Source organism: Rhodoferax ferrireducens, from assembly GCF_031458075.1.
Lineage (GTDB): Bacteria > Pseudomonadota > Gammaproteobacteria > Burkholderiales > Burkholderiaceae_C > Rhodoferax_B > Rhodoferax_B ferrireducens_A.
Genome location: NZ_JAVDXT010000006.1, coordinates 170598 through 194136, shown reverse-complemented (window position 1 = coordinate 194136; position 23539 = coordinate 170598). Strand labels below are relative to the sequence as shown.

The 23539-nt window shown below is 60.0% G+C and carries 20 protein-coding genes; 5 read left to right on the top strand and 15 right to left on the bottom strand.

Translation table 11 applies throughout. The features are described 5' to 3' along the window. Window positions 1-4: 4 nt before the first annotated feature. Together J2X19_RS24080 and J2X19_RS24075 are read right to left on the bottom strand one after the other, a co-directional pair. Window positions 5-4735: a glutamate synthase-related protein gene (locus tag J2X19_RS24080; RefSeq protein ID WP_310377023.1), complete on the bottom strand. Its 4731-nt coding sequence runs from the start codon at window positions 4733-4735 to the stop codon at window positions 5-7. 179 nt (window positions 4736-4914) lie between these two features. Continuing rightward, on the bottom strand, window positions 4915-5613 hold the full coding sequence (locus tag J2X19_RS24075; RefSeq protein WP_310377022.1) for an REP-associated tyrosine transposase: 699 nt from the start codon (window positions 5611-5613) through the stop codon (window positions 4915-4917). A 225-nt stretch (window positions 5614-5838) separates the two neighbouring features. On the opposite strand from J2X19_RS24075, the gene J2X19_RS24070 reads away from it, so the two are divergent. Together J2X19_RS24070 and J2X19_RS24065 are read left to right on the top strand one after the other, a co-directional pair. Further along, the gene (locus J2X19_RS24070; RefSeq protein ID WP_310377021.1) at window positions 5839-6894 is read left to right on the top strand and encodes a class I SAM-dependent methyltransferase; all 1056 of its coding nucleotides are present in this window, start codon (window positions 5839-5841) and stop codon (window positions 6892-6894) included. A 27-nt stretch (window positions 6895-6921) separates the two neighbouring features. Continuing rightward, a complete protein-coding gene (locus tag J2X19_RS24065) occupies window positions 6922-7134 on the top strand; it encodes a DUF1059 domain-containing protein (RefSeq protein ID WP_116605706.1) in 213 nt (70 codons plus the stop codon). Between the two features lie 16 nt (window positions 7135-7150). Here J2X19_RS24065 and J2X19_RS24060 read toward each other — a convergent pair whose 3' ends face one another. From J2X19_RS24060 to J2X19_RS24005, 12 genes are all read right to left on the bottom strand, one after another. Next, complete coding sequence (locus J2X19_RS24060; protein WP_116605705.1) at window positions 7151-8029, bottom strand: class I SAM-dependent methyltransferase; 879 nt, start codon at window positions 8027-8029, stop codon at window positions 7151-7153. Beyond that, entirely contained in the window at window positions 8010-8582 is a 573-nt protein-coding gene (locus J2X19_RS24055; protein ID WP_310377020.1) for a DUF1415 domain-containing protein, read from the bottom strand. Before J2X19_RS24055 ends, J2X19_RS24060 begins: the two co-directional genes overlap by 20 nt. Before the next feature lie 4 nt (window positions 8583-8586). After that, window positions 8587-9237 (bottom strand): hypothetical protein, encoded by a 651-nt coding sequence (locus J2X19_RS24050; protein ID WP_310377019.1) that lies wholly within the window; start codon window positions 9235-9237, stop codon window positions 8587-8589. Window positions 9238-9397: 160 nt separating this feature from the next. Further along, window positions 9398-10552, bottom strand: a complete 1155-nt coding sequence (locus J2X19_RS24045; RefSeq protein WP_310377018.1) for a deoxyguanosinetriphosphate triphosphohydrolase — start codon at window positions 10550-10552, stop codon at window positions 9398-9400. An 80-nt stretch (window positions 10553-10632) separates the two neighbouring features. Next, complete coding sequence (aroB, locus tag J2X19_RS24040; RefSeq protein ID WP_310377017.1) at window positions 10633-11748, bottom strand: 3-dehydroquinate synthase; 1116 nt, start codon at window positions 11746-11748, stop codon at window positions 10633-10635. A 27-nt stretch (window positions 11749-11775) separates the two neighbouring features. Beyond that, window positions 11776-12315 carry a shikimate kinase gene (locus J2X19_RS24035; protein ID WP_310377016.1) on the bottom strand — a complete coding sequence of 180 codons (540 nt, stop codon included), beginning with the start codon at window positions 12313-12315 and terminating at the stop codon, window positions 11776-11778. 3 nt (window positions 12316-12318) lie between these two features. Further along, a complete protein-coding gene (locus J2X19_RS24030) occupies window positions 12319-13863 on the bottom strand; it encodes an Ig-like domain-containing protein (protein ID WP_310377015.1) in 1545 nt (514 codons plus the stop codon). A 25-nt stretch (window positions 13864-13888) separates the two neighbouring features. Continuing rightward, the gene (locus J2X19_RS24025; protein WP_310377014.1) at window positions 13889-16030 is read right to left on the bottom strand and encodes a type IV pilus secretin PilQ; all 2142 of its coding nucleotides are present in this window, start codon (window positions 16028-16030) and stop codon (window positions 13889-13891) included. Next, on the bottom strand, window positions 16027-16569 hold the full coding sequence (locus J2X19_RS24020; RefSeq protein WP_116605698.1) for a pilus assembly protein PilP: 543 nt from the start codon (window positions 16567-16569) through the stop codon (window positions 16027-16029). The genes J2X19_RS24025 and J2X19_RS24020 overlap by 4 nt, the downstream gene beginning before the upstream one ends. Next, the gene (locus J2X19_RS24015; protein WP_116605697.1) at window positions 16566-17225 is read right to left on the bottom strand and encodes a type IV pilus inner membrane component PilO; all 660 of its coding nucleotides are present in this window, start codon (window positions 17223-17225) and stop codon (window positions 16566-16568) included. The genes J2X19_RS24020 and J2X19_RS24015 overlap by 4 nt, the downstream gene beginning before the upstream one ends. Before the next feature lie 10 nt (window positions 17226-17235). Continuing rightward, window positions 17236-17850, bottom strand: a complete 615-nt coding sequence (locus J2X19_RS24010) for a PilN domain-containing protein (RefSeq protein WP_116605696.1) — start codon at window positions 17848-17850, stop codon at window positions 17236-17238. Next, window positions 17847-18926 carry a pilus assembly protein PilM gene (locus tag J2X19_RS24005; protein WP_310377013.1) on the bottom strand — a complete coding sequence of 360 codons (1080 nt, stop codon included), beginning with the start codon at window positions 18924-18926 and terminating at the stop codon, window positions 17847-17849. Before J2X19_RS24005 ends, J2X19_RS24010 begins: the two co-directional genes overlap by 4 nt. 268 nt (window positions 18927-19194) lie before the next feature. On the opposite strand from J2X19_RS24005, the gene J2X19_RS24000 reads away from it, so the two are divergent. Then, window positions 19195-21585 carry a penicillin-binding protein 1A gene (locus tag J2X19_RS24000; protein ID WP_310377012.1) on the top strand — a complete coding sequence of 797 codons (2391 nt, stop codon included), beginning with the start codon at window positions 19195-19197 and terminating at the stop codon, window positions 21583-21585. Here the strand turns inward: J2X19_RS24000 and cyaY are convergent, their stop codons facing one another. Beyond that, the gene (gene cyaY, locus J2X19_RS23995; protein ID WP_310377011.1) at window positions 21586-21915 is read right to left on the bottom strand and encodes an iron donor protein CyaY; all 330 of its coding nucleotides are present in this window, start codon (window positions 21913-21915) and stop codon (window positions 21586-21588) included. An 11-nt stretch (window positions 21916-21926) separates the two neighbouring features. Here cyaY and lptM point away from each other — a divergent pair, with 11 nt between their 5' ends. Then, a complete protein-coding gene (gene lptM / locus J2X19_RS23990) occupies window positions 21927-22115 on the top strand; it encodes an LPS translocon maturation chaperone LptM (RefSeq protein WP_116605692.1) in 189 nt (62 codons plus the stop codon). 133 nt (window positions 22116-22248) lie between these two features. Then, window positions 22249-23526 carry a diaminopimelate decarboxylase gene (gene lysA / locus J2X19_RS23985; protein ID WP_310377009.1) on the top strand — a complete coding sequence of 426 codons (1278 nt, stop codon included), beginning with the start codon at window positions 22249-22251 and terminating at the stop codon, window positions 23524-23526. The last annotated feature ends 13 nt before the right edge of the window (window positions 23527-23539 follow it).

The window sequence follows — 23539 nt, the reverse complement described above, 5'->3', positions numbered from 1 at the left end:
TTCTTTACTTAGCCGGCACTGCTTCATTTTTAATAGCTGCTTGCGCAGATGCCGCCTGCGCTAGAGCCACTTTTTTTGCATGCAACTCACCCAGGGCGCGCTGGTACTCCAGCGGGAACACCTTGATGAACTTGCCACGGGCTTCGGTCCAGTTGTCCAGCAGATCGCGGGCGCGCTTGCTGCCGGTCCAGCGGTTGTGGTCTTCCAGCAGCTTCTTCAACTGGGCTTCGTCGGTCTGGCCGTTGTGCCATTGGTCGGCCACGCCCAGGCCCTGCTGTTCGCCCGATGGCAGCACTTTTTCCAGCGACACCATGGACATATTGCAGCGCTTGGCGAACTGGCCGTCTTCGTCGTAGACATAGGCGACGCCGCCGCTCATGCCGGCAGCAAAGTTGCGGCCGGTCTTGCCCAGGATCAGCGCAGTACCGCCGGTCATGTATTCGCAACCGTGGTCGCCCGTGCCTTCGACCACCGTGGTGGCACCCGACAGACGTACCGCGAAGCGCTCGCCAGCGACACCGCTGAAGAAGGATTCGCCGCTGGTCGCGCCGTACATCACGGTGTTGCCGACGATGGTGTTCTGCGTGGCCGCGCCGCGGAAATCGATGCTGGGTCGCACCACGATACGGCCGCCGCTCAGGCCCTTGCCGGTGTAGTCATTCGCATCGCCGATCAGGTACAGCGTGATGCCGTTGGCCAGGAAGGCGCCGAAGGACTGGCCGCCCGTGCCTTCCAGCTGGATGCGGATGGTGTCGTCCGGCAGGCCTTCAGGCCGCACCTTGGTCAGTGCGCCGGACAGCATGGCGCCCAGCGAACGGTTGACGTTGCGCGCCACTTCCATGAACTTGACCTTCTCGCCGCGCAGGATGGCGGGCTGCGATTTCTCGATCAGCACGTTGTCCAGCGACTTCTCCAGGCCGTGTTCCTGGTCTTGCACGTGGTAGCGCGGCACATCGGCCGGCACATTCGGCTGGGCGAACAGGCGGTTGAAATCCAGGCCGCTGGCCTTCCAGTGGGCGATGCCCTTGCGGGTGTCCAGCAGGTCGGCACGGCCAATCAGGTCGTCGAACTTGCGTATGCCCAGCTGGGCCATGATCTGGCGCACTTCTTCGGCGATGAAGAAGAAGAAGTTCACCACATGCTCGGGCCGGCCCTGGAATTTCTTGCGCAGCACCGGGTCTTGCGTGGCCACGCCCACCGGGCAGGTGTTCAGATGGCATTTGCGCATCATGATGCAGCCCTCGACCACCAGCGGCGCGGTGGCGAAGCCGAATTCATCGGCGCCCAGCAGCGCGCCGATGGCGACGTCGCGGCCGGTTTTCATCTGGCCGTCGGCCTGCACACGGACGCGGCCGCGCAGGCGGTTCAGCACCAGGGTCTGCTGGGTTTCGGCCAGGCCGATCTCCCACGGACCGCCTGCATGCTTGATCGACGACCAGGGCGATGCACCGGTGCCGCCGTCGTGGCCGGCGATCACGATGTGGTCGCTCTTGCACTTGGTCACGCCCGCGGCGATGGTGCCGACGCCGACTTCGGACACCAGCTTGGTGCTGATGGAAGCATGCGGTGCCACGTTCTTCAGGTCGTGGATCAGCTGGGCCAGATCTTCGATCGAATAAATGTCGTGGTGCGGCGGTGGCGAAATCAGGCCTACGCCCGGCACCGAGTGGCGCAGCTTGCCGATGTATTCAGACACCTTGCCGCCGGGCAGCTGGCCGCCCTCGCCCGGCTTCGCGCCCTGGGCCATCTTGATCTGGATCTGGTCGCTGGAGACCAGGTATTCGGCGGTCACACCGAAGCGGCCCGAAGCCACCTGCTTGATGCGCGAGCGCAGCGAATCGCCGTCTTGCAGCGGGTAGTTGGTGGCTTCCACCACCTCAGGGCCGATGATCTCGCGCAGTGTCTGGCCTTGCTTGATCGGGATGCCCTTCAGCTCTTGCCGGTAACGGGCCGGGTCTTCGCCGCCTTCGCCGGTGTTGCTCTTGCCGCCGATGCGGTTCATGGCCACGGCCAGGGTGGTGTGGGCTTCGGTGGAGATCGAGCCCATGGACATGGCGCCGGTAGCGAAACGCTTGACGATTTCCTTCGCCGGTTCGACTTCTTCCACCGGAATCGCCTTGGCCGGGTCGATCTTGAATTCGAACAGGCCGCGCAAGGTCATGTGGCGGCGGCTCTGGTCGTTGATCAGCTGGGCGTATTCCTTGTAGGTGTTCCAGTTGTTGGAACGCGCGCTGTGCTGCAGCTTGGCGATGGCGTCGGGCGTCCACATATGCTCTTCGCCGCGGGCGCGCCAGGCGTATTCACCGCCGGCGTCCAGCATGCTGGCCAGCACCGGGTCGTCGCCGAACGCCGCCTTGTGCATGCGCAGGGCTTCTTCGGCGATCTCGAACACGCCAATGCCTTCGACGCGGCTGGAGGTGCCGGTGAAGTACTTGGACACGGTGTCCTGGTTCAGGCCGATCACCTCGAACAGCTGCGCACCGCAGTAGCTCATATAGGTGGACACGCCCATCTTCGACATGATCTTCGACAAGCCTTTGCCGATGGCCTTGACGTAGTTGTAGATGGCTTTCTCGGGCGACAAGTCGCCGGGCAAGTCCTTGTGCAGGTCGGCCAGGGTTTCCATCGCCAGGTAGGGGTGGATGGCTTCGGCGCCATAGCCGGCCAGCACGCCGAAGTGGTGGACTTCGCGGGCGGTACCGGTTTCGACCACCAGGCCGGTGGTGGTGCGCAGGCCATTGGTCACCAGGTGCTGGTGGATGGCGCTGCTGGCCAGCAGGGCGGGAATGGCGATTTGCGTAGCGCTGACGGCGCGGTCGCTGACGATCAGGATGTTCTTGCCACCCTTGATCGCGTCCACGGCTTCGGCGCACAGCGAGGCCAGCTTGGCTTCCACGCCTTCACGGCCCCAGCTTGCGGGGTAGGTGATGTCCAGCGTGGCGCTCTTGAACTTGCCATGGGTGTGGCGCTCGATGTCGCGCAGCTTGGCCATGTCCTCGAAGTCGAGGATGGGCTGGGCCACTTCCAGGCGCATCGGCGGGTTCACCTGGTTGATGTCCAGCAGGTTGGGCTTGGGACCAATGAAGGACACCAGCGACATGACGATGGCTTCGCGGATCGGGTCGATCGGCGGGTTCGTCACCTGGGCGAACATCTGGCGGAAGTAGTTGTACAGCGGCTTGTTCTTGTCGCTGAGCACGGCCAGCGGGCTGTCGTTGCCCATGGAACCAATGCCTTCTTCCCCAGCCTGGGCCATGGGGGACAGCAGGAACTTGATGTCTTCCTGGGTGTAGCCAAAGGCCTGCTGGCGGTCCAGCAAGGCGGTACCGCTGGCAGCGGGCTGGGCCGCGTCGGCTGGCACGCTGTCGAGCTTGATGCGCAGGTTGTCGATCCACTGCTTGTAGGGCTTGGTGTTGACGATGTTGGCTTTCAGCTCGTCGTCGTCGATCATGCGACCTTGTTCCAGGTCGATCAGGAACATCTTGCCGGGCTGGAGCCGCCATTTGCGGACGATCTTGTTCTCGGGCACGGGCAGCACGCCGGATTCCGAGGCCATGATGACCAGGTCGTCGTCGGTTACGCAGTAGCGCGAAGGGCGCAGGCCGTTACGGTCCAGCGTGGCGCCGATCTGGCGGCCGTCAGTGAAGACGATGGAGGCCGGGCCGTCCCAGGGCTCCATCATCGCCGCGTGGTATTCATAGAAGGCGCGGCGGCGCTCGTCCATATTGGTGTGCTGCTCCCAGGGCTCGGGAATCATCATCATCACGGCCTGGCTGATCGGGTAGCCGGCCATGGTCAGCAGTTCCAGGCAGTTGTCGAAAGTCGCGGTGTCGGACTGGTTGGCGAAGCTGATCGGGTACAGCTTGGCCAGGTCGGCGGCCAGCACCGGCGAGGCCATCACGCCTTCGCGGGCCTTCATCCAGTTGTAGTTGCCCTTGACGGTGTTGATCTCGCCGTTGTGCGCCACATAGCGGTACGGGTGGGCCAGCGGCCACTCGGGGAAGGTGTTGGTGGAGAAGCGCTGGTGCACCAGGCCGATGGCCGAGATGCAGCGCTCGTCGGACAGGTCCAGGTAGTACACGCCCACTTGGTCGGCCAGCAGCAGGCCCTTGTAGATCACCGTGCGGCTGGACATGCTGGGCACGTAATACTCTTTGCTGTGCTTGAGCTTGAGCTTTTGGATGTTGGCGCTGGCGGTCTTGCGGATCACATACAGCTTGCGCTCCAGTGCGTCCTGCACGATCACGTCGTCGCCGCGGCCAATGAACACCTGCTTGAGCAGCGGCTCGGTCTTGCGCACCGTGGGCGACATCGGCATGTCGCGGTCTACCGGTACATCGCGCCAGCCCAGCAGCACCTGGCCTTCGGCCTTGATGGCGCGTTCCATTTCTTGTTCGCAGGCCTGGCGCGAGGCGTGCTCTTTGGGCAGGAAGATCATGCCGACGCCGTATTCGCCGGCAGCCGGCAGGGTTACGCCCTGTTTGGCCATTTCTTCGCGGTACAGCGCGTCGGGGATTTGGATCAGAATGCCCGCGCCGTCGCCCATCAGCTTGTCGGCACCGACGGCGCCACGGTGGTCGATGTTCTCCAGGATCTTCAGTGCCTGGGTGACGATATCGTGGCGCTTTTCGCCCTTGATATGGGCCACAAAACCCAGGCCGCAAGCGTCATGCTCGTTGCTGGAGGAATACAAACCGTGGTCTTTGAGATACTGGATCTCGGCAGCCGTTGTCATGGCGCTCTCCTATATGTTTCGCGGGGACTCGAAGCATAAGCCACAGCAACAACAATGCCAAGCGGAACAATTAGGGTCAGATTCTAATTATTTGTTGACTAAATCAATAAGAAATTAAATGGGGACACATCTAAAAATGTAGCATCTTGCGCAATATATATAAGCGCTTCCGGCCATTTTTACTGGGATTTTGGAGCCGAAACCGGCCTGCCCGCCGCCGCTTTGCTGACCCGGCGCTCAGTGCGCTTTTGTAAATCCGCCACAAAATCTGCATCGCCCAGGGCCCAGCCGCGCAACACCGACTGGGTCAGACGCTGCTGCTGCTCCAGCGTGATGCCTGTATGCACCAAATCGGCATAAGCCACTTCGCGCGCAAACGGGGTGTTACCCAGCGCCCACCACAGCGGGTGCGGGGTGAGCAGCTTGTCGTTGCGCACACCGGTGTAGTGGCCGTAGCTGGACCAGGGGTAGTCGCGCGGATCGGCCACCAGGCCGGCGCGCACCGGGTTCAGGTCGATATAGGCCATGCAGGCCAGCAGATAGCGCTCGGTTTGCACCAGGGTGGATTTGTAGCGCCCTTCCCACAGCGTGCCGCTGCGGCCCTGGCTGTCGTTGAAGTAGCGCACATAGCTGCGGCCCACGGCCTGCATCATCTGCGGCAGGCCGTCCTGCGTCTGCGGTGTCACCAGCAGGTGGAAGTGGTTGTCCATCAGGACATAAGCGTGGACCAGTACATCGAACTTCTTGGCGTTGTCGGCCAGCAGGCCAAGCAGCAGCGTGTGATCGGCCGCGCTGGCAAAGATAGGCTGGCGGTTGTTGCCGCGCTGGATGACGTGGTGCGGAACACCGGGAAGTGTGAGTCGGGGAAGCCGGGCCATGGCGGTAGAGGGGTAGTTTGGCCCGCATGATAATTGGAATCTGACCCCGATTTCCCTGGCACCTCCAGACACCCGTTGGTAATCCATTGTTGCTGCGGTAACAACCCTGCGCCTTGGCGTTGGGAATTGTGTAACACCCTGCTCCAGCCCCCAATTGAAAGCCGGCCAGCGCTTCCTATAGTTTCACGGTCCAGCGTAAAAAGAAGTCTCTGAAGGAGCACCGCCATGGCCATCAACGAAGCGAAGCTGAATGCCTTTATGGGCAATTTTGTGAACGACATTGGGGCCGTGATGCACGCCGCCACCATCGTCGTCGGCGACCAACTCGGCCTGTACAAAGCCCTCGCCAAAGGGCCTACCGACGTCGCCGCACTCGCCAAGCGCACCGAAACCGACAAGCGCTACCTGCTCGAATGGTTGAGCGCCCAGGCGGCCAGCGGCTATGTCGACTACGACCCGGCCACCCAGCTGTTCAGCCTGAGCGAGGAACAGGCCATGGCCCTGGCCGAAGAAGGCAGCCCGGCCTTCATCCCCGGCGCGTTCCAGATCGCCGTCGCGCAGTTCAAGGCCATTCCCAAGATGGCCAGCGCCTTGCGCACCGGCCTTGGCCTGGGCTGGCACGAGCACGACCCCTCGCTATTCCACGGCACCGAACGTTTCTTCCGCCCCGGCTATGCGGCGAATCTGGTGCAGAGCTGGATACCGGCATTGGAAGGTGTGGAGGCCCAGTTGAAGCGTGGTGCCAGCGTGGCCGATGTGGGCTGCGGCCATGGCTCCTCCACCATTCTCATGGCGCAAGCCTATCCGCAGTCGAGCTTCATCGGCTTCGACTACCACGGGCCGTCGATCGAGATCGCCCGCGAAACCGCCAAGAAAGCCGGCGTGGCCGACCGTACCCGCTTCGAAGTCGCCCAGGCCAAGGATTTCCGCGGCCGCGACTATGCGCTGGTCACGATGTTCGACTGCCTGCACGACATGGGCGACCCGGCCGGCGCCAGCGCCCATGTACGCAGCACCCTAGCCCCCGACGGCGCATGGATGATCGTCGAACCCTTTGCCGGCGACCGGCTGGAAGACAACCTGAACCCGGTGGGCCGGGTGTTCTATTCGGCATCCACCTTCATCTGCACGCCGGCCTCGCGGTCGCAGGAGGTAGGGGCCTGCCTGGGTGCCCAAGCCGGCGAAGCGCGCATACGCGACATCGTCACCGGCAGCGGCTTCAGCCACTTCCGCCGTGCTGCGCAGACCCCGTTCAACCTGGTCTTTGAGGCGCGCCCATAGCTCTGGCCACCGGAGAAGGAGAACACCATGACCCGCAAATACATAGACTGCCGCGAATACCCGAGCGAAACCAATTGCACGGTGGCGATGAGCGCCGACGACGAGAAGGAGTTGCTAGAGGTGGCGGTACAGCACGCCGTAGCGGTGCACGGCCACCAGGACACGGCGGAACTGCGCCAGCAAATCACCTCGCTGTTCAAGACCGGCACGCCCCCGCTGACGCCGCCGATCAAGATGTGAAGCCGCCGCCGCGGGCTCAGGCGGCGACGCTGTCCTGCGGCAACTGGAACCGGGTGGTCAGCAGGCTGCCCAGGCCAAACTCGGCCAGCAGGCTGGCCAGGCGCTCGGCTGCAGCCCGCTTTTTATGGCCGGTGTATTTGGCGATGATGAGCTCGTTCTTCATGCTGTGCTCCCAGCCCACCAGTTCGGTCACCGTCACCTGGTAACCCCAGGCTTCCAGGTACAGGCAGCGCAGCACATTGGTGAGCTGGCTACCGATTTCACGGGTGTGCAGCGGGTGCCGCCAGAGTTCGGCCAGCGGCGTCTTGGTGCCGTTCAGCGCCTTGTTCTGGCGCAAGCAGGCGGCCACCTCGGCCTGGCAGCAAGGCACCAGCACCATGGCCCGGGCATTCTTTTGCAGGCCAAAGGCAATTGCGTCGTCAGTGGCGGTGTCGCAGGCGTGCAGCGCGGTGACCACGTCGATGCGCGCGGGCAGCAGATCCGACTGGGTGGACTCGGCCACGCTGAGGTTCAGGAACGACATGCGCTCAAAGCCCAGCCGTGCCGCCAGTTCCTGTGACTTGGCGACCAGCTCGGGCCGGGTTTCGATGCCGTAGATGTGGCCAGCGCCCAGGGCTTTGAAGAACAGGTCGTAGACGATGAAGCCCAGGTAGGACTTGCCCGCACCATGGTCGGCCAGGGTCAGCCCCTGGGCGCTGGCCGGCAGCTCGCCGAGCAGCTTTTCAATGAACTGGAACAGGTGGTAGACCTGCTTGAGCTTGCGCCGCGAGTCCTGGTTCAGCTTGCCGTCGCGGGTCAGGATGTGCAGCTCTTTGAGCAGCTCGACGGACTGGGCAGGGTCGATTTCGGGCGGCAGCGCGGGCGTGGCGAGAGGCTTACTTTTGGGGGTCTTCATCGGGTGATTTTCCCACGCCGAGCGCATCCCAGCCGTTTTGCCCCAGCGCTTCCAGGGTCGCCATGTTGCGCTCGAAGATGGTTTCGGCCTCGGGGAAGGCCTCCACCGCACGGTCGATACTGGCCTCGCGCAGCAGGTGCAGGCAAGGGTACGGCGCGCGATTCGTGTAGTTGGTGATGTCGTCCGCATCCGTACCGCCGAACTGGAACTGCGGGTGGAAGCTGGCGATCTGCACCACGCCATCCAGCTTCATTTTGCGCAGCAGCCGATCGGCCACGTCCAGAAAGTCGTTGTAGTCCAGAAAATCAGCCAGCACCTGTGGCGCTATCAAAAGCGTAGTATCTCGTGCAGATGGGTCCTGCGCCAGCAGCTCTTTTAGCTCATGAACCAGGTCCTGGCGCAGCGCCTCGGTGTCGGTCGCCTGGCTGACGGCGTAGTGGATCTGGCCCTTGGTGTGCACGGCCTTGGCGAAGGGGCACAGGTTCAGGCCGATCACCGCGCGCTCCAGCCAGCGGCGCATGTCGTTCAGCACGGTGGTGTCGGCAGCCGTCATGGCTTCAGCGGATGAAACGGTTCGGCTGGCCGACCACCAGGCGGGCCAGCTCGTCCAGCATGGCGGGCGTGGTGTCGCTGGCGGCCCACTGCGTGCTCAGCACCTCGAAACCGGTGGCATTGCTGATGCGAAACGCCAGGCTGGCCTGCTCGTGGTCGGGGGTGATGCGCACGCTGCCCATCAGCGAGGTCAGGTATTCGAAGCGGATGGACAGCAGCTTGTTGGTCTCCGGGTGGCGCTGCTCCTGGCGTTCATGCTGCAGGTGGCCCAGGGCCAGCCGGGACTCGACCCGCTCCAGATCGGGCGGAAAGTTCACGCTGACCGCGCCCTTGACCGGCGGGCCGTCCTGCGGCGTGATACGCCAACCCATGCCGATGTAGTCCACCAGGTCCAGTCCACGCGCGCGCTTCTTGCGCAGGTCGCAACGGAAGTCGACCAGCTTCATCGCCGGCCACGGGGTCTTGCCATCCAGCGACAGCGCGGGCGCGGGTGGTGCAATCACGTTCAGCTGCTGGGCCAGATCGACCAGGTAGGCGGACACCGTCTGGCAGGCGGCCTCGGTCTGCGCCACCCGGGCCTCGAGGCTGTGCTGTGCGGCATTCTGCTGGTTACGCAGCGCATGGGCTTGGTTTTTGAGTTGGTTGAGGAAGCTCATGTTCTTGTGGGTTCACCCCCAGGCTACAGTGCTGCGCACTTTTCGCCAACCCCCTTGCAGGGGGCAACACCAGCAGCCTGGCAAAGCCAGTTCTGCGGTGTTTCTGGCGGGGAGGCGTTCTGGCCGCACGAGAGGAGGGGTAGTTAGCTTTGTTATTCCTTTAGCCCAGTAATTTTTGCCCGGTCAAACGCTGGTGCTCGCGCGCCGCGAAGCGGTCGGTCATGCCGGCCAGGTAGTCGGCCACGGCCCGCGGCGCACCCGCAGCGGCGCGGGCGGCAAAGCCGGGGGCCATTTCCTGCGGGGCGGCCAAGTAGGCATCGAACAGCTCATGCACCACGGTTTTGGCCAGCCCGGTCATGTCCATCACCTGGGCGTGGCGGTACAGGTTTTTCATCAGAAAACGCTTCAGCTCCTGCGACTGCGCGCGCATCGCGGGGCTGAAGCACAGCAGGGGCGCGCATTGCCGGGCGGCGTCGGCACTCGCCGGTTGGGCGGTTTGCAGTGCAGCCTGGGTGGCGGCAATCACGTCGTACACCTGGGCGCTGAGCATGCGGCGGATGGACTCGTAGAGCACGCGGCGGCCGGTGAGCTGGGGGTGTTCGGTCAGGGTCTGCTGGTAGAAATGCGCGACCAGCGGCACGTCTTGCAGCTGTTCCAGGCTGATCAGGCCCGAACGCACGCCGTCGTCGATGTCATGGGCGTTGTAGGCGATTTCGTCGGCCAGGTTGCACAACTGGGCTTCCAGGCTGGGCTGGGTGTGCGCCAGAAAACGCCGTCCCACATCGCCGCGGCCGTCCAGGTGCGGCGGGCCGACGGCTTCGAGCTTTTCGGCGTTGGCGCGCGAGCAATGCTTGAGGATGCCCTCGCGGGTCTCGAAGCTGAGGTTCAGGCCGTCGAACAGCGGGTAGCGCTCTTCCAGCGCATCGACCACGCGCAGGCTTTGCAGGTTGTGCTCGAAGCCGCCGTGGTCGGCCATGCAGGCGTTCAACGCGTCCTGACCGGCATGGCCAAACGGCGTGTGGCCCAGGTCGTGGGCCAGGGCGATGGCCTCGACCAAGTCTTCGTTCAACTCCAGTGCCCGGGCAATCGAGCGGCCCAGCTGCGCCACCTCCAGCGAATGGGTGAGTCGGGTGCGGAACAGGTCGCCCTCATGGTTCAGGAACACCTGGGTCTTGTAGACCAGGCGCCGGAATGCTGTGGAATGCACGATGCGATCCCGGTCGCGCTGGTACTCGGTGCGGGTGGGCGCAGCCACCTCGGGGAAGCGGCGGCCCCGGCTCTGGGCCGGGTTGCAGGCATAGGCAGCCAAAGGCATATTTATAGGTAAAAAGTGCCTCTAGCGCTTATAGGTATTGCGCTAGCAGCTATGTTAAAAATAGCATACATGTCACACGCTTACAGGCAGCAGGCATCCACCACCGAGCGCACCAGGGCGTCCGGCGCGCCCCGCACCGCAGCGCTGCCGGGTGGGTCGATCAGCACAAACTTGATCTCGCCGGCTTCGGCCTTCTTGTCCACCCGCATCAGCTGCAGGTAGCGGCCGGCGTTGTCGGTTGCATCCAGCACCGCGCCGCGGGTCGGCAGGCCGGCGCGGGCGATCAGGCGGGTCAGGCGATCCACCAAGGCCATGTCGATCAGCCCCAGACGCTGCGACAGATGCGCGGCCATCACCATGCCGCTGCCCACGCCTTCGCCATGCAGCCAGGCGCCATAGCCCATGCCCGCCTCGATCGCATGGCCGAAGGTGTGGCCAAAATTCAGAATCGCGCGCAAGCCGGCTTCGCGTTCATCCTGGCCAACCACATAGGCCTTGATCTCGCAGCTACGCTTGACCGCATGGGCCAGCGCCAGCGGATCGCCGGCACGCAGCGCATCCATGTTCGCCTCCAGCCAGTCCAGCAAGGACATGTCGGCAATCGGGCCGTACTTGATAACCTCGGCCAGGCCGGCGCTGAGCTCGCGCGGTGGCAATGTAGCCAGAGTGTCCAGATCGCAGACCACTTTGCAGGGCTGGTAGAAGGCGCCCACCATGTTCTTGCCCAGCGGGTGGTTGATGGCGGTCTTGCCGCCCACCGACGAATCCACCTGGGCCAGCAAGGTGGTCGGTACCTGCACAAACGGCACACCGCGCATATAGCTGGCGGCGGCAAAGCCCGTCATGTCGCCCACCACGCCGCCGCCCAGCGCGAACAACACGGTTTTGCGGTCACAGCCATGGCCGAGCAGTGCATCGAAAATCAGGTTCAGGGTTTCCCAGGTCTTATAGGCCTCGCCATCCGGCAGCACCACGGTGTGGATGCTGGCGTAATGGCTGTGCAGCGCAGTCTGCAGGCGCTGCGCATACAGCGGGCCGACGGTGGTGTTGGTAACAATCAGCGCGGCCGCCGCGCGCGGCAGATCGGCCCAGGTGGCCGGGTTGTCTAGCAGCTGCGTACCGATGGCAATCGGATAGCTGCGCTCGCCTAAGCTAATGGAAACGGTCTGGGTGGCCATGGTCGGGGTGGAATGCATAGCCGTCAAGTTTAAAGCCCTCGCCCGTCAAGATGCCGGCGCCGCGCCACCCAGCTCCAGCTGCATCATGATCATATTGACCAGCGACGACACCGAGGGCCGTCCGGTTTCGATCACAAAGTGCGCGGTTTCACGGTACAAGGGATCGCGGATGGCAAACAGATCGCGCAAGCGGGTCAAAGGATCGGCCACCTGCAGCAGTGGGCGGTTGACGTCGTGGCGGAGGCGGCGGAACACCTCCTCAGGCGTCGAGCGCAAATACACCACCTGCCCCCGCGAACGCAGCGCCTGGCGATTGGTAGGCCGCAAAACGGTTCCACCGCCGGTGGCCAGCACACCTGGACCATTTTGCGTCAGGGTGTCTATGACTTCTTCTTCCACATCACGGAAGCGCGCCTCTCCCTCACGCTCAAAAAACTCGCGGATCGAGCAGCCTATGCGCTGCTCGATCACGTGGTCTGAGTCAATGAAAGGCACTTGCAAGCGTCTTGCAAGCTGCCGTCCTACCGTGGATTTACCGGAGCCGGGGAGGCCTACGAGAGCCACGCCAACCAATCTATCGGGCATCTCTTAATATCGATACTTCACATTAATCGTACGAGTGCCAACGATAGTTCCAGAAGTGAATTTGAATTGCAATGGAGCAATCGCAATACCATTTGTACCACCGACGACACATGGAAAAGTTCCGACTGTAGTGGACATAGCCACAGTAAAGGAAATCGGAGTACGTACACCAAGAACCAAAGAATCAAGGATCGGAGAACCTGAAACTACAGCCGCGGTCAATCCTGTAGTAAGCCCGGCTAATGTGACGGCAGTATTCGCGGGGGCCGCCAAAACACCAGCAGTACCCACAAAATAATCAGGAAATGCTTTTGTACACACGCCATCCGCAGCTGTTACACCAGCCAAATCCAATTCCGTTACAGCAACGCCCGATGAATCATCCGCATCAAAAACATCGAGGGAACCAGGATTAACTGCTGACAACTGAATATTATCGCTAATACTGACACCGGAGCCTACCTGTGTAGACGCAATCACTGTAATCAACTGACCGTCCGGCGGACGGGGATTTTGAACAACATAATTAACTGTACACAGACCATTCAAAGTAACGCATCCACCCTGAGAAGAACTACCCACAGCACCATAGTCAGAAGTAAATACAACAGGAACACCATCAGCAACGGGGTTTCCATTTGCATCCCTAATGCGCACAGTAATTACAGAAGAATCTCCGGAAATAGCAGAATTCAAATTAAATTTCGACGCAGACAAATCAAATCCAGCTTGCGTCGCAACACCCGTAGTGACAAGCAACTGATCTGACTGAGATGTAATTGATCTTCCATTTACAACAGCCTTAACCACAACCGCTGTCGCAACATTTTTTGATGAAACAGTAGTCAACACAACGCCATCACTATCACTTGTCGCAGAAACAATATTTAAAGTAACAACGCTTGCAGGAACCACACTAAAATCAATTACAGCCCCTTGCACGGGAGTATTGTTATTATCAACCACCCGAAAACGCAGTGTCGCAGACTCAGATCGGCCATTGCCACCTGATCCAGCCAAAACTATCGATTTGTCCGATGGGTTTATATCCAGAAAATTAAGTGCATTTGCCAAAGCTTGTGGATTCACTACACCTGTAGTTGGAGCACTAGTGATCGATATTGCTTTTTGAGCAGTAACAGTAACTGACGTGGATACTACTGCAGACGCACCTATTGATACAGCGCCCTGGGACGTAGTTGAATTCGCGCGAACCTCAACAGAGGCATGACCACTCTCGTCCGTTAGCGCGGTTGCTGAAACAGGCGAAACAGTTAAAAGTGAGCCCCCTGTAAACGTGACAATAACACCCTTAATTGGCGCCCCACTTGCGTCTTTAAGAGTCGCTCGCGCTGTACCGATCTCAACCGTAGAAAGTGCACTAGCGCTCACACCAGCCCCGCTAAGTAACTCAAGCGTCATCGTAGGGCCTGTAGTACTACCGCCACCACTGCCACCAGATGAAGTTCCACCCGGATTCCCCCCTCCACCACAAGCGACCAACAATGCCGCAAGTAAACACGCAAACACATATTTCAAATAACGCATATAGCTTTCCCGGTTTCAACAATTTTTAGCGCGCTGCCGAGCGTTCAACGATCATTTTCGGCGTGATGAAAACGAGCATTTCCTTCTTGGTACTGGCTTGTGATTTGGACTTGAACAAATTACCCAAATAAGGAATATCCCCCAACACTGGCACCTTGGTGATGCTATCGGTTTCATCCAAGGTAAAGATACCGCCAATCACTACTGTACCGCCGTTTTCCACCAATACTTGGGTTTTAATGTGTTTGGTGTCGATGGCAATGCCTGCAGAGGTCGTTTCACCACGACTGTCTTTGTTAATGTCCAAGTCCAGAATGATGTTGCCTTCAGGTGTTATCTGTGGCGTTACTTCCAGCTTCAGATTCGCCTTACGGAAGGCAACTGAAGTGGCTCCGCTAGAAGTTGCCTGTTGGTAAGGAAACTCAGTACCCTGCTCGATCAAAGCTTTTGTTTGATCCGCAGTAACTATACGCGGGCTGGATACCAGCTTGCCTTTGCCATCGTTCTCTAAAGCCGATATTTCGAGATTCAGGAACCGATTGGCCGCACTGCTGAATATCGACAACGCAAACGAAGCTGCGTCATAGCCGCCCTGCCCGACCGCAGGCAGGTTGACAAAGTTGCTACTGGTATCCACAGCAGAACCACTGGAGCCGTTGCTGGCAGTGACATTGCTATAGCTGGTGCCGACCGTAAAGCGTGTATTACCCGTCAAACCGACGCTGCCTGCAGCAACGCCTGCGGTTGTGGAACTTCCGGCAGTGGACCCTAGCTTGACACCCAAAGATTTACCAAAAGTGTCCGACGCCTCCACAATACGCGCTTCGATCAGTACTTGGCGGACCGCAATGTCGAGCTTCTTGATGAGATCCTGCACGGCCGCAAGACGGCTGGGGATGTCATTCACAAAGATCTGATTGGTGCGCGGCTCAGAAATCGCTGTACCACGTGAACTGAGGAAACGGGGTCCGCTGTTCGGAGTACCGATCGCTGAGCCCCCCAGTTGGGTAACGATATCCGACGCCTTGGCGTAATTCAGCTGAAAAGACTGGGTCTGCAAAGGCTCCAACGCCTGCATGGATGCAGCCGACTCAAGATCCTTGCGCGTGCGAGCATCAATTTCATCTTTCGGGGCAATCCACAACACCGAACCTGACTTGCGCATTCCCAGGCCCTTGGCATCCATGATAATTTGCAACGCTTGGTCCCAAGGCACATCCTTCAAGCGCAGGGTAACGGAACCCGTTACGGAGTCTGATGTCACCACGTTGAAGTTTGTGAAATCAGCAATCACCTGCAACAGTGCACGAACCTCAATATTCTGGAAGTTCAAAGACAGTTTTTCACCCGAATAACCCGGGCCTTGAACCAACTTGGTCGCGTCCACTTTTTGCTGGCGCACTTCGACAACGAATTGCCCGTCACTTTGGTACGCACTATGGTCCCAAGCACCTTTGGGCTCAACCACCATTCGAACACGGTCTCCCAACTGCGTGGTTGTTACGGTTTGCACAGGCGTGCCAAAATCAGCTACGTCAAGGCGACGGCGCAGGCCCTCGGGCAAGGTAGAGTTCAAAAACTCCACTACCAGGTTTTGCCCTTGCTGGCGAACATCCACGCCGACCTGGCTATTCTTGAGGGACACAATGATTCGCCCGACGTTGTCGTCTCCACGGCGGAAGTCAATGTCTTTGAGAGGCGCTTTATCACGGCTGCCAGCATCGGCAAAAGTCGGCGCAGCACCTACTGCTGGTGCTGCAACAGCTACCGCATCCAGCACCACCAAAATCGACTTGCCTTTGAGCTCCGCCTTATAAGAAGTGGCTTGTTTCAAATTTAAAACCACGCGCGAACGGTCACCCACCTGCACGACGTTGACTGAACGCAGGTTACCCTGATTCACTTCGATAGCCGAACGCCCCACATTGCTGGATACGCCCGGAAAATCCAATGCAATCCGTGCAGGAGATTGGATAGAGACCCCCGATGGCAATGCTGTCAATGCGTCACTCAGATCGATACGAATTACTTCGGAGCCGCTTTGGATTGAGCCCGTAACGGATTCAATCGCAGTTTGCGCCTGCGCGGCTACGGATGCCAAGACCAAGACCAAAGCTCCGGCTAATCGATCTAGCATGTGCCACCCCATTTGATTCTGCTTATTCATTTCGCTCCCTCTTGTAGCACCAAACTAGCGGACCGCTCAACCCAGTCTCCCGTCGAATCTTGGACAATTTCACGCAAGGTCAACTCAGACTCGTCAATCTTAGTAACTCGACCGTAGTTCAAGCCGAGGTAATTTCCCACCCGCACTTGGTAGAGCAGATTGTCAATACGCAGCAGAGCTACTGGCTGACCTGCCTTGCGCAGGCTGCCAACCATGGCCATGGAATCAACCGGGTAGGCCTCCAAAGCCTCTTTGCGCCTAGCCAACTCTGGCGCAATTAAAGCCGTATTGGCGACGCTCTGTGTCGAATCGCGCTTGAGCGCCTGCGTCAGCTTTTGCAGACTGAAAGGGTCCACGGCCGCTTCTTGGGTATAGGCCTGGGGCAAGAACTTCTTAGGCTCAACCAAGGGCATAACCTTGGGGTGTACCTGGCTGCGTTGCTCACTCATCCATTGACGCAACTCATCTTCACCGGAAACGCTACAGCCAACCAATACAAAACCCAAAATGCCAGATAGACATAAAGGAAGCCATTTCATTTTTTAGCCCCCGGCTTCTGCGCGGCAATTTCATCTGCATCCAAATAGCGGAAGGTTCGTGCTGTGACTTCCATGGAAAGATTTCCATCCTGAGCCGGATTAATAGACAAATTATTCAAAGTAACGATCCGGGACAAATTAGCGACATCGGATGCAAACGCACCAATATCATGGTAGCGGCCAGTTACCCGCACAGAGATAGGCAACTCTGCGTAGTAATCTTTAACCACCACCTGGCCTGGACGAAACAACTCAAACTGCAAGCTACGTCCCAAACCGGCTTGATTTACGTCGGACAAAAGTGCGGCCATCTCGGCTTTGCTTGGCAACTGCTTTTCAAGCTGTGTGACGTATTGCTGCACTTGCTCACGCTGCTTCTTCAGTGCATCCAGATTCACTGCTTTGACCAAGCGAGTTTTATAGGCCTCACGTAGCTCAACCTCCTTGGTTTGCTCAACAATCAGTTCCTCTTCGTAGCTGCTCAGCCAGGCGTACCAAAGACCTGCAACCACGGCGACCACGACCACCAAAAACAGCAGCGAACGTGGCACGACCGGCCACACCGACGGATCGTTGGGATTCAAGTCACGAAACTGCCTTTGGAGGCTGTCTTGCAAGGCCTTGAAATCAATATCTATTGAAGGTTTTTTTGCCATGACACTCTTGCTATGGAGTGGCAACCGCAGCAGTTGCCGCCGTTTCACCCGCTTTTTGCACTTCGCTAGAACGCATTAGACGTACCCGCAAATTAAATTTCGCTACCCGGCGCTGGTCACGCGGACTCAGGCTGACAGTACTGGCCACAATTTCAACCAGATCGGGCCGCGACAACCAAGGCGTGTTATTCGCCAGATTGCGCAACAACTCAGATACGCGCTCGTTCGACTGGGCCACACCCTGGATAGTTACGCTTTGATTCTCCTGCTTCAGGCTGGTGATGTAAGTTCCATCTGGCAGCTGTTTCACCAGCTCATTCAACAAATGAACCGGCAAATTACGGTCGGCTTGCAAGTCTTCTACGGCTTTCTGCCGCTCTGTCAAAGCTTTAATTTCAGCCTCGATGTTCGCGATTTCCTTGATCTGCCCATCCAGCACAGCGATCTCTTTGTTCAAGAACGCATTGCGCTCCTGCTGTCCAGAGATTTGTGCCTCATACCAAAGAAAGCCAACACCAATCAACACCCCGCCCAGCAAGGCAGAAGCCGCAAGCATGACATTGAAGGTCTCGCGCCGCCGCGCTCTGGCCGCCTCTCGGTGCGGCAATAGATTGATAAGAATCACTGCAGAAACCTCCGCATCGCCAATCCGCACGAGGTCAGATACGAAGGCGCTTCACGCATCATTTTTTTCAAACGGACGTCGTCGCCCATCTCCATGCCATCGAATGGATTTGCCAAGCTGCAAGTGAAAGATGAATGCTGGGTCACAGCTTCGGTAAGTCCCGGCAGCGCGGCAGATCCACCGGCCAGCATTACCTGATCCACCTTGTTGTGCGGAGTGCTCGTAAAGAAAAACTGCAATGCCCGGCCAATCTCCTGAGCCAGACTCTCTACAAACGGCTGAAGCACCGTGGTGCCATAGTCTTCTGGCAATTCACCACTACGCTTCTTGGACTCTGCCTCCTCGGCCGAAAAGCCGTACTGCCGCACGATCAGCTGGGTCAGCTGGGCGCCACCAAAGGCTTGGTCGCGTTCGTACAGCACTTCGTCATTGCAAATGACCTGCATGCTGGTAGTCAGGGCACCGACCTCAAACAGCGCGACCATGGTGTCCGCCCCTTTATTGGGCATGCGCTCAATCAAGCGCGAGGTCGCCAACCGGGAAGAGTAGGACTCAATATCCAGAATCACGGGGTGCAACCCCGCCGCCTCGGCCAAACCTTGCCGGTCCTGCACCTTCTCTTTACGCGAGGCGGCAATCAGCACCTCCACATCGCCGGCGGAGCTGGCGCTGGGACCGACCACACAGAAATCCAGGCTCACCTCATCCAAAGAAAAGGGGATGTACTGGTTGGCCTCGGATTCGACCTGCACCTCCAGCTCCATATCCGAGAGGCCGCCGGGCAAAATAATCCGCTTGGTAATCACCGCAGAAGGCGGCAAAGCCATGGCGACATTCTTGGTGCGGGTACCGCTTTTTTTGACCAGCCGGCGCACGGCCTCTGCGACTTCATCGAATTTTTCAATGTTGCCGTCGGTGATCCACCCGCGCTCCAAAGGCTCAATAGCACAGCGTTTGAGCACCAGGTTTCCGATGGCGTCATGGTCGAGCTCTACCAACTTGAGACTGGATGAGCTGATGTCTAAACCCAGCAAAGGCTGGGGTTTACGACTGAACAACGATCCCAATGAGACCAAATCTTTCTCCCGGTGCTGAGCAAGATGCTACAAAATTTAACAATTCCTGGGCATGCTATCAGCAAGACTACCCCCCAGCAAAGCATATTTCCATCGGTAAATCTACAGACCGTTGCCAAAAGTACACGCGGCAGCAATCACATAGCGAACAATCGTAGCCGTTGAGCCACTGCGAGCCCGCCTTCGCCGATAGCGCCTAGCGTAAAGGCAAAATGGGCCAACACATTTGCCTCCCCCTACTTATTTGCCAACGGGTTCGCTGTTTTCTATGTCTTCAAAACCTTCTTCCACCGCCCCCAAAGCCGCCGAGAAGCCGCGCACCGGCCCGCTCGCCTGGTTGCTACGTCTGCTGACCTGGTGTGCAGGCCTGGTCCTGGCTGGGGCACTGGCGCTGGCACTCGTCATCGGGCTAGCCCTGGCGGTGGCCTACCCGAATCTGCCCGATATCTCCGAACTCTCCGATTACCGCCCCAAGTTGCCACTTCGGGTTTTCTCTGCGGAAGGAATCCTGCTGGGTGAGTTCGGCGAAGAACGCCGCAGCCTCACGCCCATCAAACAAATCCCGCAGGTCATGAAAGATGCGGTACTGGCCATCGAAGACTCGCGTTTCTACCAGCATGGCGGCGTGGACTACAAAGGCATGGTGCGTGCCGCACTGGCCAACCTGGGCCGCATGAAGAGCCAGGGCGCATCCACCATCACTATGCAGGTCGCGCGCAATGTCTATCTATCGGCAGAAAAAAGCTATACCCGCAAGATCTACGAAATCCTGCTGACCTTCAAGCTGGAACACGCGCTGAGCAAAGACCAGATTCTGGAGATCTATATGAACCAGATTTTCCTGGGCAATCGCGCCTATGGCTTTGCCGCAGCCGCGGAAACCTATTTCGGCAAGCCGCTGAAGAACATCAGCATCGCCGAAGCTGCCATGCTGGCCGGCCTGCCCAAAGCGCCGTCGGCCTACAACCCGATCACCAACCCCTCGCGTGCCCGGGTGCGCCAGCTGTACATCATCACCCGCATGGAAGAAAACGGCTTCATTACCGAAGACCAGGCCGCCGCTGCGCGCAAGGAAGAACTCAAAGTGCGTTCGGGTGCCAGCAATAGCCGCATCCACGCCGAATACGTGACGGAAACCGTACGCCAGCTGATGTTTGCCCAGTACGGAGAAGAAACCTATACCCGGGGCTTGAACGTCTACACCACCCTCAAGGCCGACGACCAGGACGCTGCCTACAAAGCCCTGCGCAAAGGACTGATGGATTTCGAACGCCGCCAGATCTACCGCGGCCCCGAAAAGTTCGTCACCCTGCCCAAGGAACCGGCAGAACTCGACGATGCAATTGACGACGCCCTGGTCGACCACCCCGACAACGGCGACGTCATGTCGGCCGTGGTGCTGGATGCCAACCCCAAGAAGATCACCGCCGTGCGCGGCAATGGCGACCCCGTGGAGATCATTGGCGACGGTCTGAAACCCGCGCAGTCGGGTCTGGCGGACAAGGCTCCGCCAAACATCAAGATCCGGCGCGGCGCCATCATCCGCGTCACCAAAACACCCAAGAACACCTGGGAAATCACCCAGCTACCCGAGGTGGAAGGCGCTTTTGTCGCACTCGACCCGCGCGACGGCGCCATCAAGGCCCTGGTGGGCGGCTTCGACTTCCAGAAGAACAAATTCAACCACGTGACGCAGGCCTGGCGCCAGCCGGGCTCCAGCTTCAAACCCTTCATTTATTCGGCCGCGCTGGAACATGGCTTCACCCCGGCCACCATCGTCAACGATGCCCCCTTGTTCTTTGATGCCGGAGTCACCGGCGGCCAGCCCTGGGAACCGAAGAACTACGACGGTAAATTCGAAGGCCCGATGACCATGCGCACCGCGCTGGCCAAGTCCAAAAATATGGTTTCCATCCGCCTGCTGCAGGCCGTCGGCCCGCAAAAAGCCCAGGAATGGATCACCCACTTCGGCTTCGAGGCCGAAAAGCATCCGGCCTACCTCACCATGGCGCTGGGCGCGGGCTCGGTGACGCCGATGCAGATGGCCACGGCCTACTCGGTCTTCGCCAACGGCGGCTACCGCGTCAACCCGTGGTTGGTATCCAAGGTGACGGACCAGAAGGGCCGGGTTCTAGTCGAAACCAAGGTGCCGGTGCTGGACGAATCGATGCGCACCATCAGCGCCCGCAACGCCTTCATGATGACCAACCTGCTGGGCGAGGTCACCTTGCGCGGCACGGCCGCGTCGGCCCAGCGCATCCTCAAACGGCCCGATGTGTACGGCAAAACCGGCACCACCAACGACTCTATCGATGCCTGGTTCGCCGGCTACCAGCCGACCTTGGCGGCCATCACCTGGATTGGCTATGACACGCCGCGCAACCTGGGCGCGCGCGAGACCGGCGGCGGCCTAAGCCTGCCGGTATGGATCAACTTCATGGAAACCGCGCTCAGCGGCGTGCCAGTGGTCGCCCAGGTGGCGCCGGAAGGCGTGACCAACTCGGGCGGCGACTGGTTCTATACCGAATATGCGCGCAACACCGGTGTGACCAGCCTGGGGCTGGACGACAAACTGCCCACTCCGGGCGCAGAGGGTGCCACACCCACCCCGCCCGCGGCGGAAGAGCGGAACCGCATCATGGACCTGTTCAAGAACTGATCAGGCGGTAAAGGTGAGCGGCTCGCCGGCTTGCGCGCTCGCATCGCGCGTCAGGCTGGCAAAAAACTCGCCCTGGCCCTTGGTATCCATCCACTGGTCGCTATTAAATTTATAGTGGTAGCCGCCCGACTTGGCGGCCATCCATATTTCCTGCAGCGGTTTTTGCAGGTTGATGATGATCTGGCTGCGGTTGGGAAAGGTCAGCGTCACCATGCCGCCGGTGCGCTGGTTGTCGATATCGGCATCGGTGCTGTCGTTGATACGGTCGCAGTTCGCCTCGACTGCCTTGAGCAAAATTTCCGCGCGGTCCATGAATTCAGGGTCGGTCATACAATTTCGCTATGTTGAAGTTAATCCAAATTCTAGTCAGCCCCGTCTGCCTTGCGGGCGTCATGGTCGTTTTAGCAGGCTGCGGCCAAAAAGGCGACCTCTACCACCCGTCAGAAGCCGCTGCAGCCCGCCGCGCTACCCTGCCCCAAACCCTGACCCCCGAAGCCCTGAAACCTGCGGCACCGGCCTCGGCGCCCTGATCCACCAGGGAATGCAGGCGAGATCGCCACATCGCTTGCAAAACCCAGGCCGTTCGCGGCCAACACCTTGCATCTGCTATTGGCCGGCGCCGGCCGCCGCCCTAACATTGCCCATCTTTTTGTGTAAGCCACCATGACCACCCTACCCCTTCCCGGCCATCCCCACATCGCCTACCAAGACAACGCCTTGTGCGTGGAAGGCCAAGCCCTCAGCGCACTGGCCCAAGCCCACGGCACGCCACTGTTCGTCTATTCCAAAGCCTCCATGCTGGACGCGCTGGCCGCCTACCAGCGTGGCTTTGCCGGCCGCAACGCGCAGATCTGCTACGCCATGAAGGCCAACTCCTCGCTGGGCGTGCTGCAGGTATTTGCCGAGGCCGGCTGCGGTTTTGACATCGTCTCCAGTGGCGAGCTGGAGCGCGTGCTGGCCGCTGGCGCGGTGCCAGCCAAGGTGATCTTCTCTGGCGTGGGCAAAACCCGCGCCGAAATGCGCCAGGCGCTGCAGGCCGGCATCGGCTGCTTCAATGTGGAGAGTACGGCCGAGCTGGAAGTGCTGAACGAAGTCGCCCTGTCGCTAGGCTTGCGCGCGCCCATCAGCATCCGCGTGAACCCGAATGTGGATCCCAAGACCCACCCCTACATCTCCACCGGGCTCAAGGGCAACAAGTTCGGCATCGCCCACGAAGACACCCTCGCCACCTACCAGCGCGCGGCCAGCCTGCCCGGCCTGCAGGTGGTCGGTATCGACTGCCACATCGGCTCGCAGATCACCGAAGAAACCCCGTATCTGGACGCGATGGACCGGGTGCTGGACCTGGTGGACGCGATCGAAGCCGCCGGCATCACCCTGCACCACATCGACTTCGGCGGCGGCCTGGGCATCAACTACCAGGGCGACACCCCGCCCGAGGCCGATGTGCTGTGGCGCAAGCTGCTGGCCAAGCTGGACGCACGCGGCTACGGCCAGCGCCAGCTGATGATCGAGCCGGGCCGCTCCCTGGTCGGCAACGCCGGCGTCTGCATCACCGAGGTGCTGTACCTCAAGCCCGGCGAGCAAAAGAACTTCTGCATCATCGATGCCGCCATGAACGACCTGCCGCGCCCGGCGATGTACCAGGCTTTCCACCACATCGCCCCGCTGGCGCCGCGCGCTGGCACCACGACGCAGTACGACGTGGTGGGCCCGGTCTGCGAAAGCGGCGACTGGATCGGCCGCGACCGCGATCTGGCGGTACAGCCCGGCGATCTGCTCGGTGTTTTATCGGCCGGCGCCTACTGCATGAGCATGGCCAGCAACTACAACAGCCGGGGCCGTGCGGCCGAAGTGCTGGTCGACGGTCCGCAAGCCCATCTGATCCGGGTGCGCGAAACGATTGCCGACCAGCTGCGCTTCGAGAGTCGCATCGCCTAGACAAAAACTATTA

Bases quoted from the DNA above. Each gene is read 5' to 3' on its own strand.
- J2X19_RS24080 (WP_310377023.1), bottom strand. From the start codon at position 4,735: ATGACAACGGCTGCCGAGATCCAGTATCTCAAAGACCACGGTTTGTAT.
- J2X19_RS24075 (WP_310377022.1), bottom strand. From the start codon at position 5,613: ATGGCCCGGCTTCCCCGACTCACACTTCCCGGTGTTCCGCACCACGTC.
- J2X19_RS24070 (WP_310377021.1), top strand. From the start codon at position 5,839: ATGGCCATCAACGAAGCGAAGCTGAATGCCTTTATGGGCAATTTTGTG.
- J2X19_RS24065 (WP_116605706.1), top strand. From the start codon at position 6,922: ATGACCCGCAAATACATAGACTGCCGCGAATACCCGAGCGAAACCAAT.
- J2X19_RS24060 (WP_116605705.1), bottom strand. From the start codon at position 8,029: ATGAAGACCCCCAAAAGTAAGCCTCTCGCCACGCCCGCGCTGCCGCCC.
- J2X19_RS24055 (WP_310377020.1), bottom strand. From the start codon at position 8,582: ATGACGGCTGCCGACACCACCGTGCTGAACGACATGCGCCGCTGGCTG.
- J2X19_RS24050 (WP_310377019.1), bottom strand. From the start codon at position 9,237: ATGAGCTTCCTCAACCAACTCAAAAACCAAGCCCATGCGCTGCGTAAC.
- J2X19_RS24045 (WP_310377018.1), bottom strand. From the start codon at position 10,552: ATGCCTTTGGCTGCCTATGCCTGCAACCCGGCCCAGAGCCGGGGCCGC.
- aroB (WP_310377017.1), bottom strand. From the start codon at position 11,748: ATGCATTCCACCCCGACCATGGCCACCCAGACCGTTTCCATTAGCTTA.
- J2X19_RS24035 (WP_310377016.1), bottom strand. From the start codon at position 12,315: ATGCCCGATAGATTGGTTGGCGTGGCTCTCGTAGGCCTCCCCGGCTCC.
- J2X19_RS24030 (WP_310377015.1), bottom strand. From the start codon at position 13,863: ATGCGTTATTTGAAATATGTGTTTGCGTGTTTACTTGCGGCATTGTTG.
- J2X19_RS24025 (WP_310377014.1), bottom strand. From the start codon at position 16,030: ATGAATAAGCAGAATCAAATGGGGTGGCACATGCTAGATCGATTAGCC.
- J2X19_RS24020 (WP_116605698.1), bottom strand. From the start codon at position 16,569: ATGAAATGGCTTCCTTTATGTCTATCTGGCATTTTGGGTTTTGTATTG.
- J2X19_RS24015 (WP_116605697.1), bottom strand. From the start codon at position 17,225: ATGGCAAAAAAACCTTCAATAGATATTGATTTCAAGGCCTTGCAAGAC.
- J2X19_RS24000 (WP_310377012.1), top strand. From the start codon at position 19,195: ATGTCTTCAAAACCTTCTTCCACCGCCCCCAAAGCCGCCGAGAAGCCG.
- cyaY (WP_310377011.1), bottom strand. From the start codon at position 21,915: ATGACCGACCCTGAATTCATGGACCGCGCGGAAATTTTGCTCAAGGCA.
- lptM (WP_116605692.1), top strand. From the start codon at position 21,927: ATGTTGAAGTTAATCCAAATTCTAGTCAGCCCCGTCTGCCTTGCGGGC.
- lysA (WP_310377009.1), top strand. From the start codon at position 22,249: ATGACCACCCTACCCCTTCCCGGCCATCCCCACATCGCCTACCAAGAC.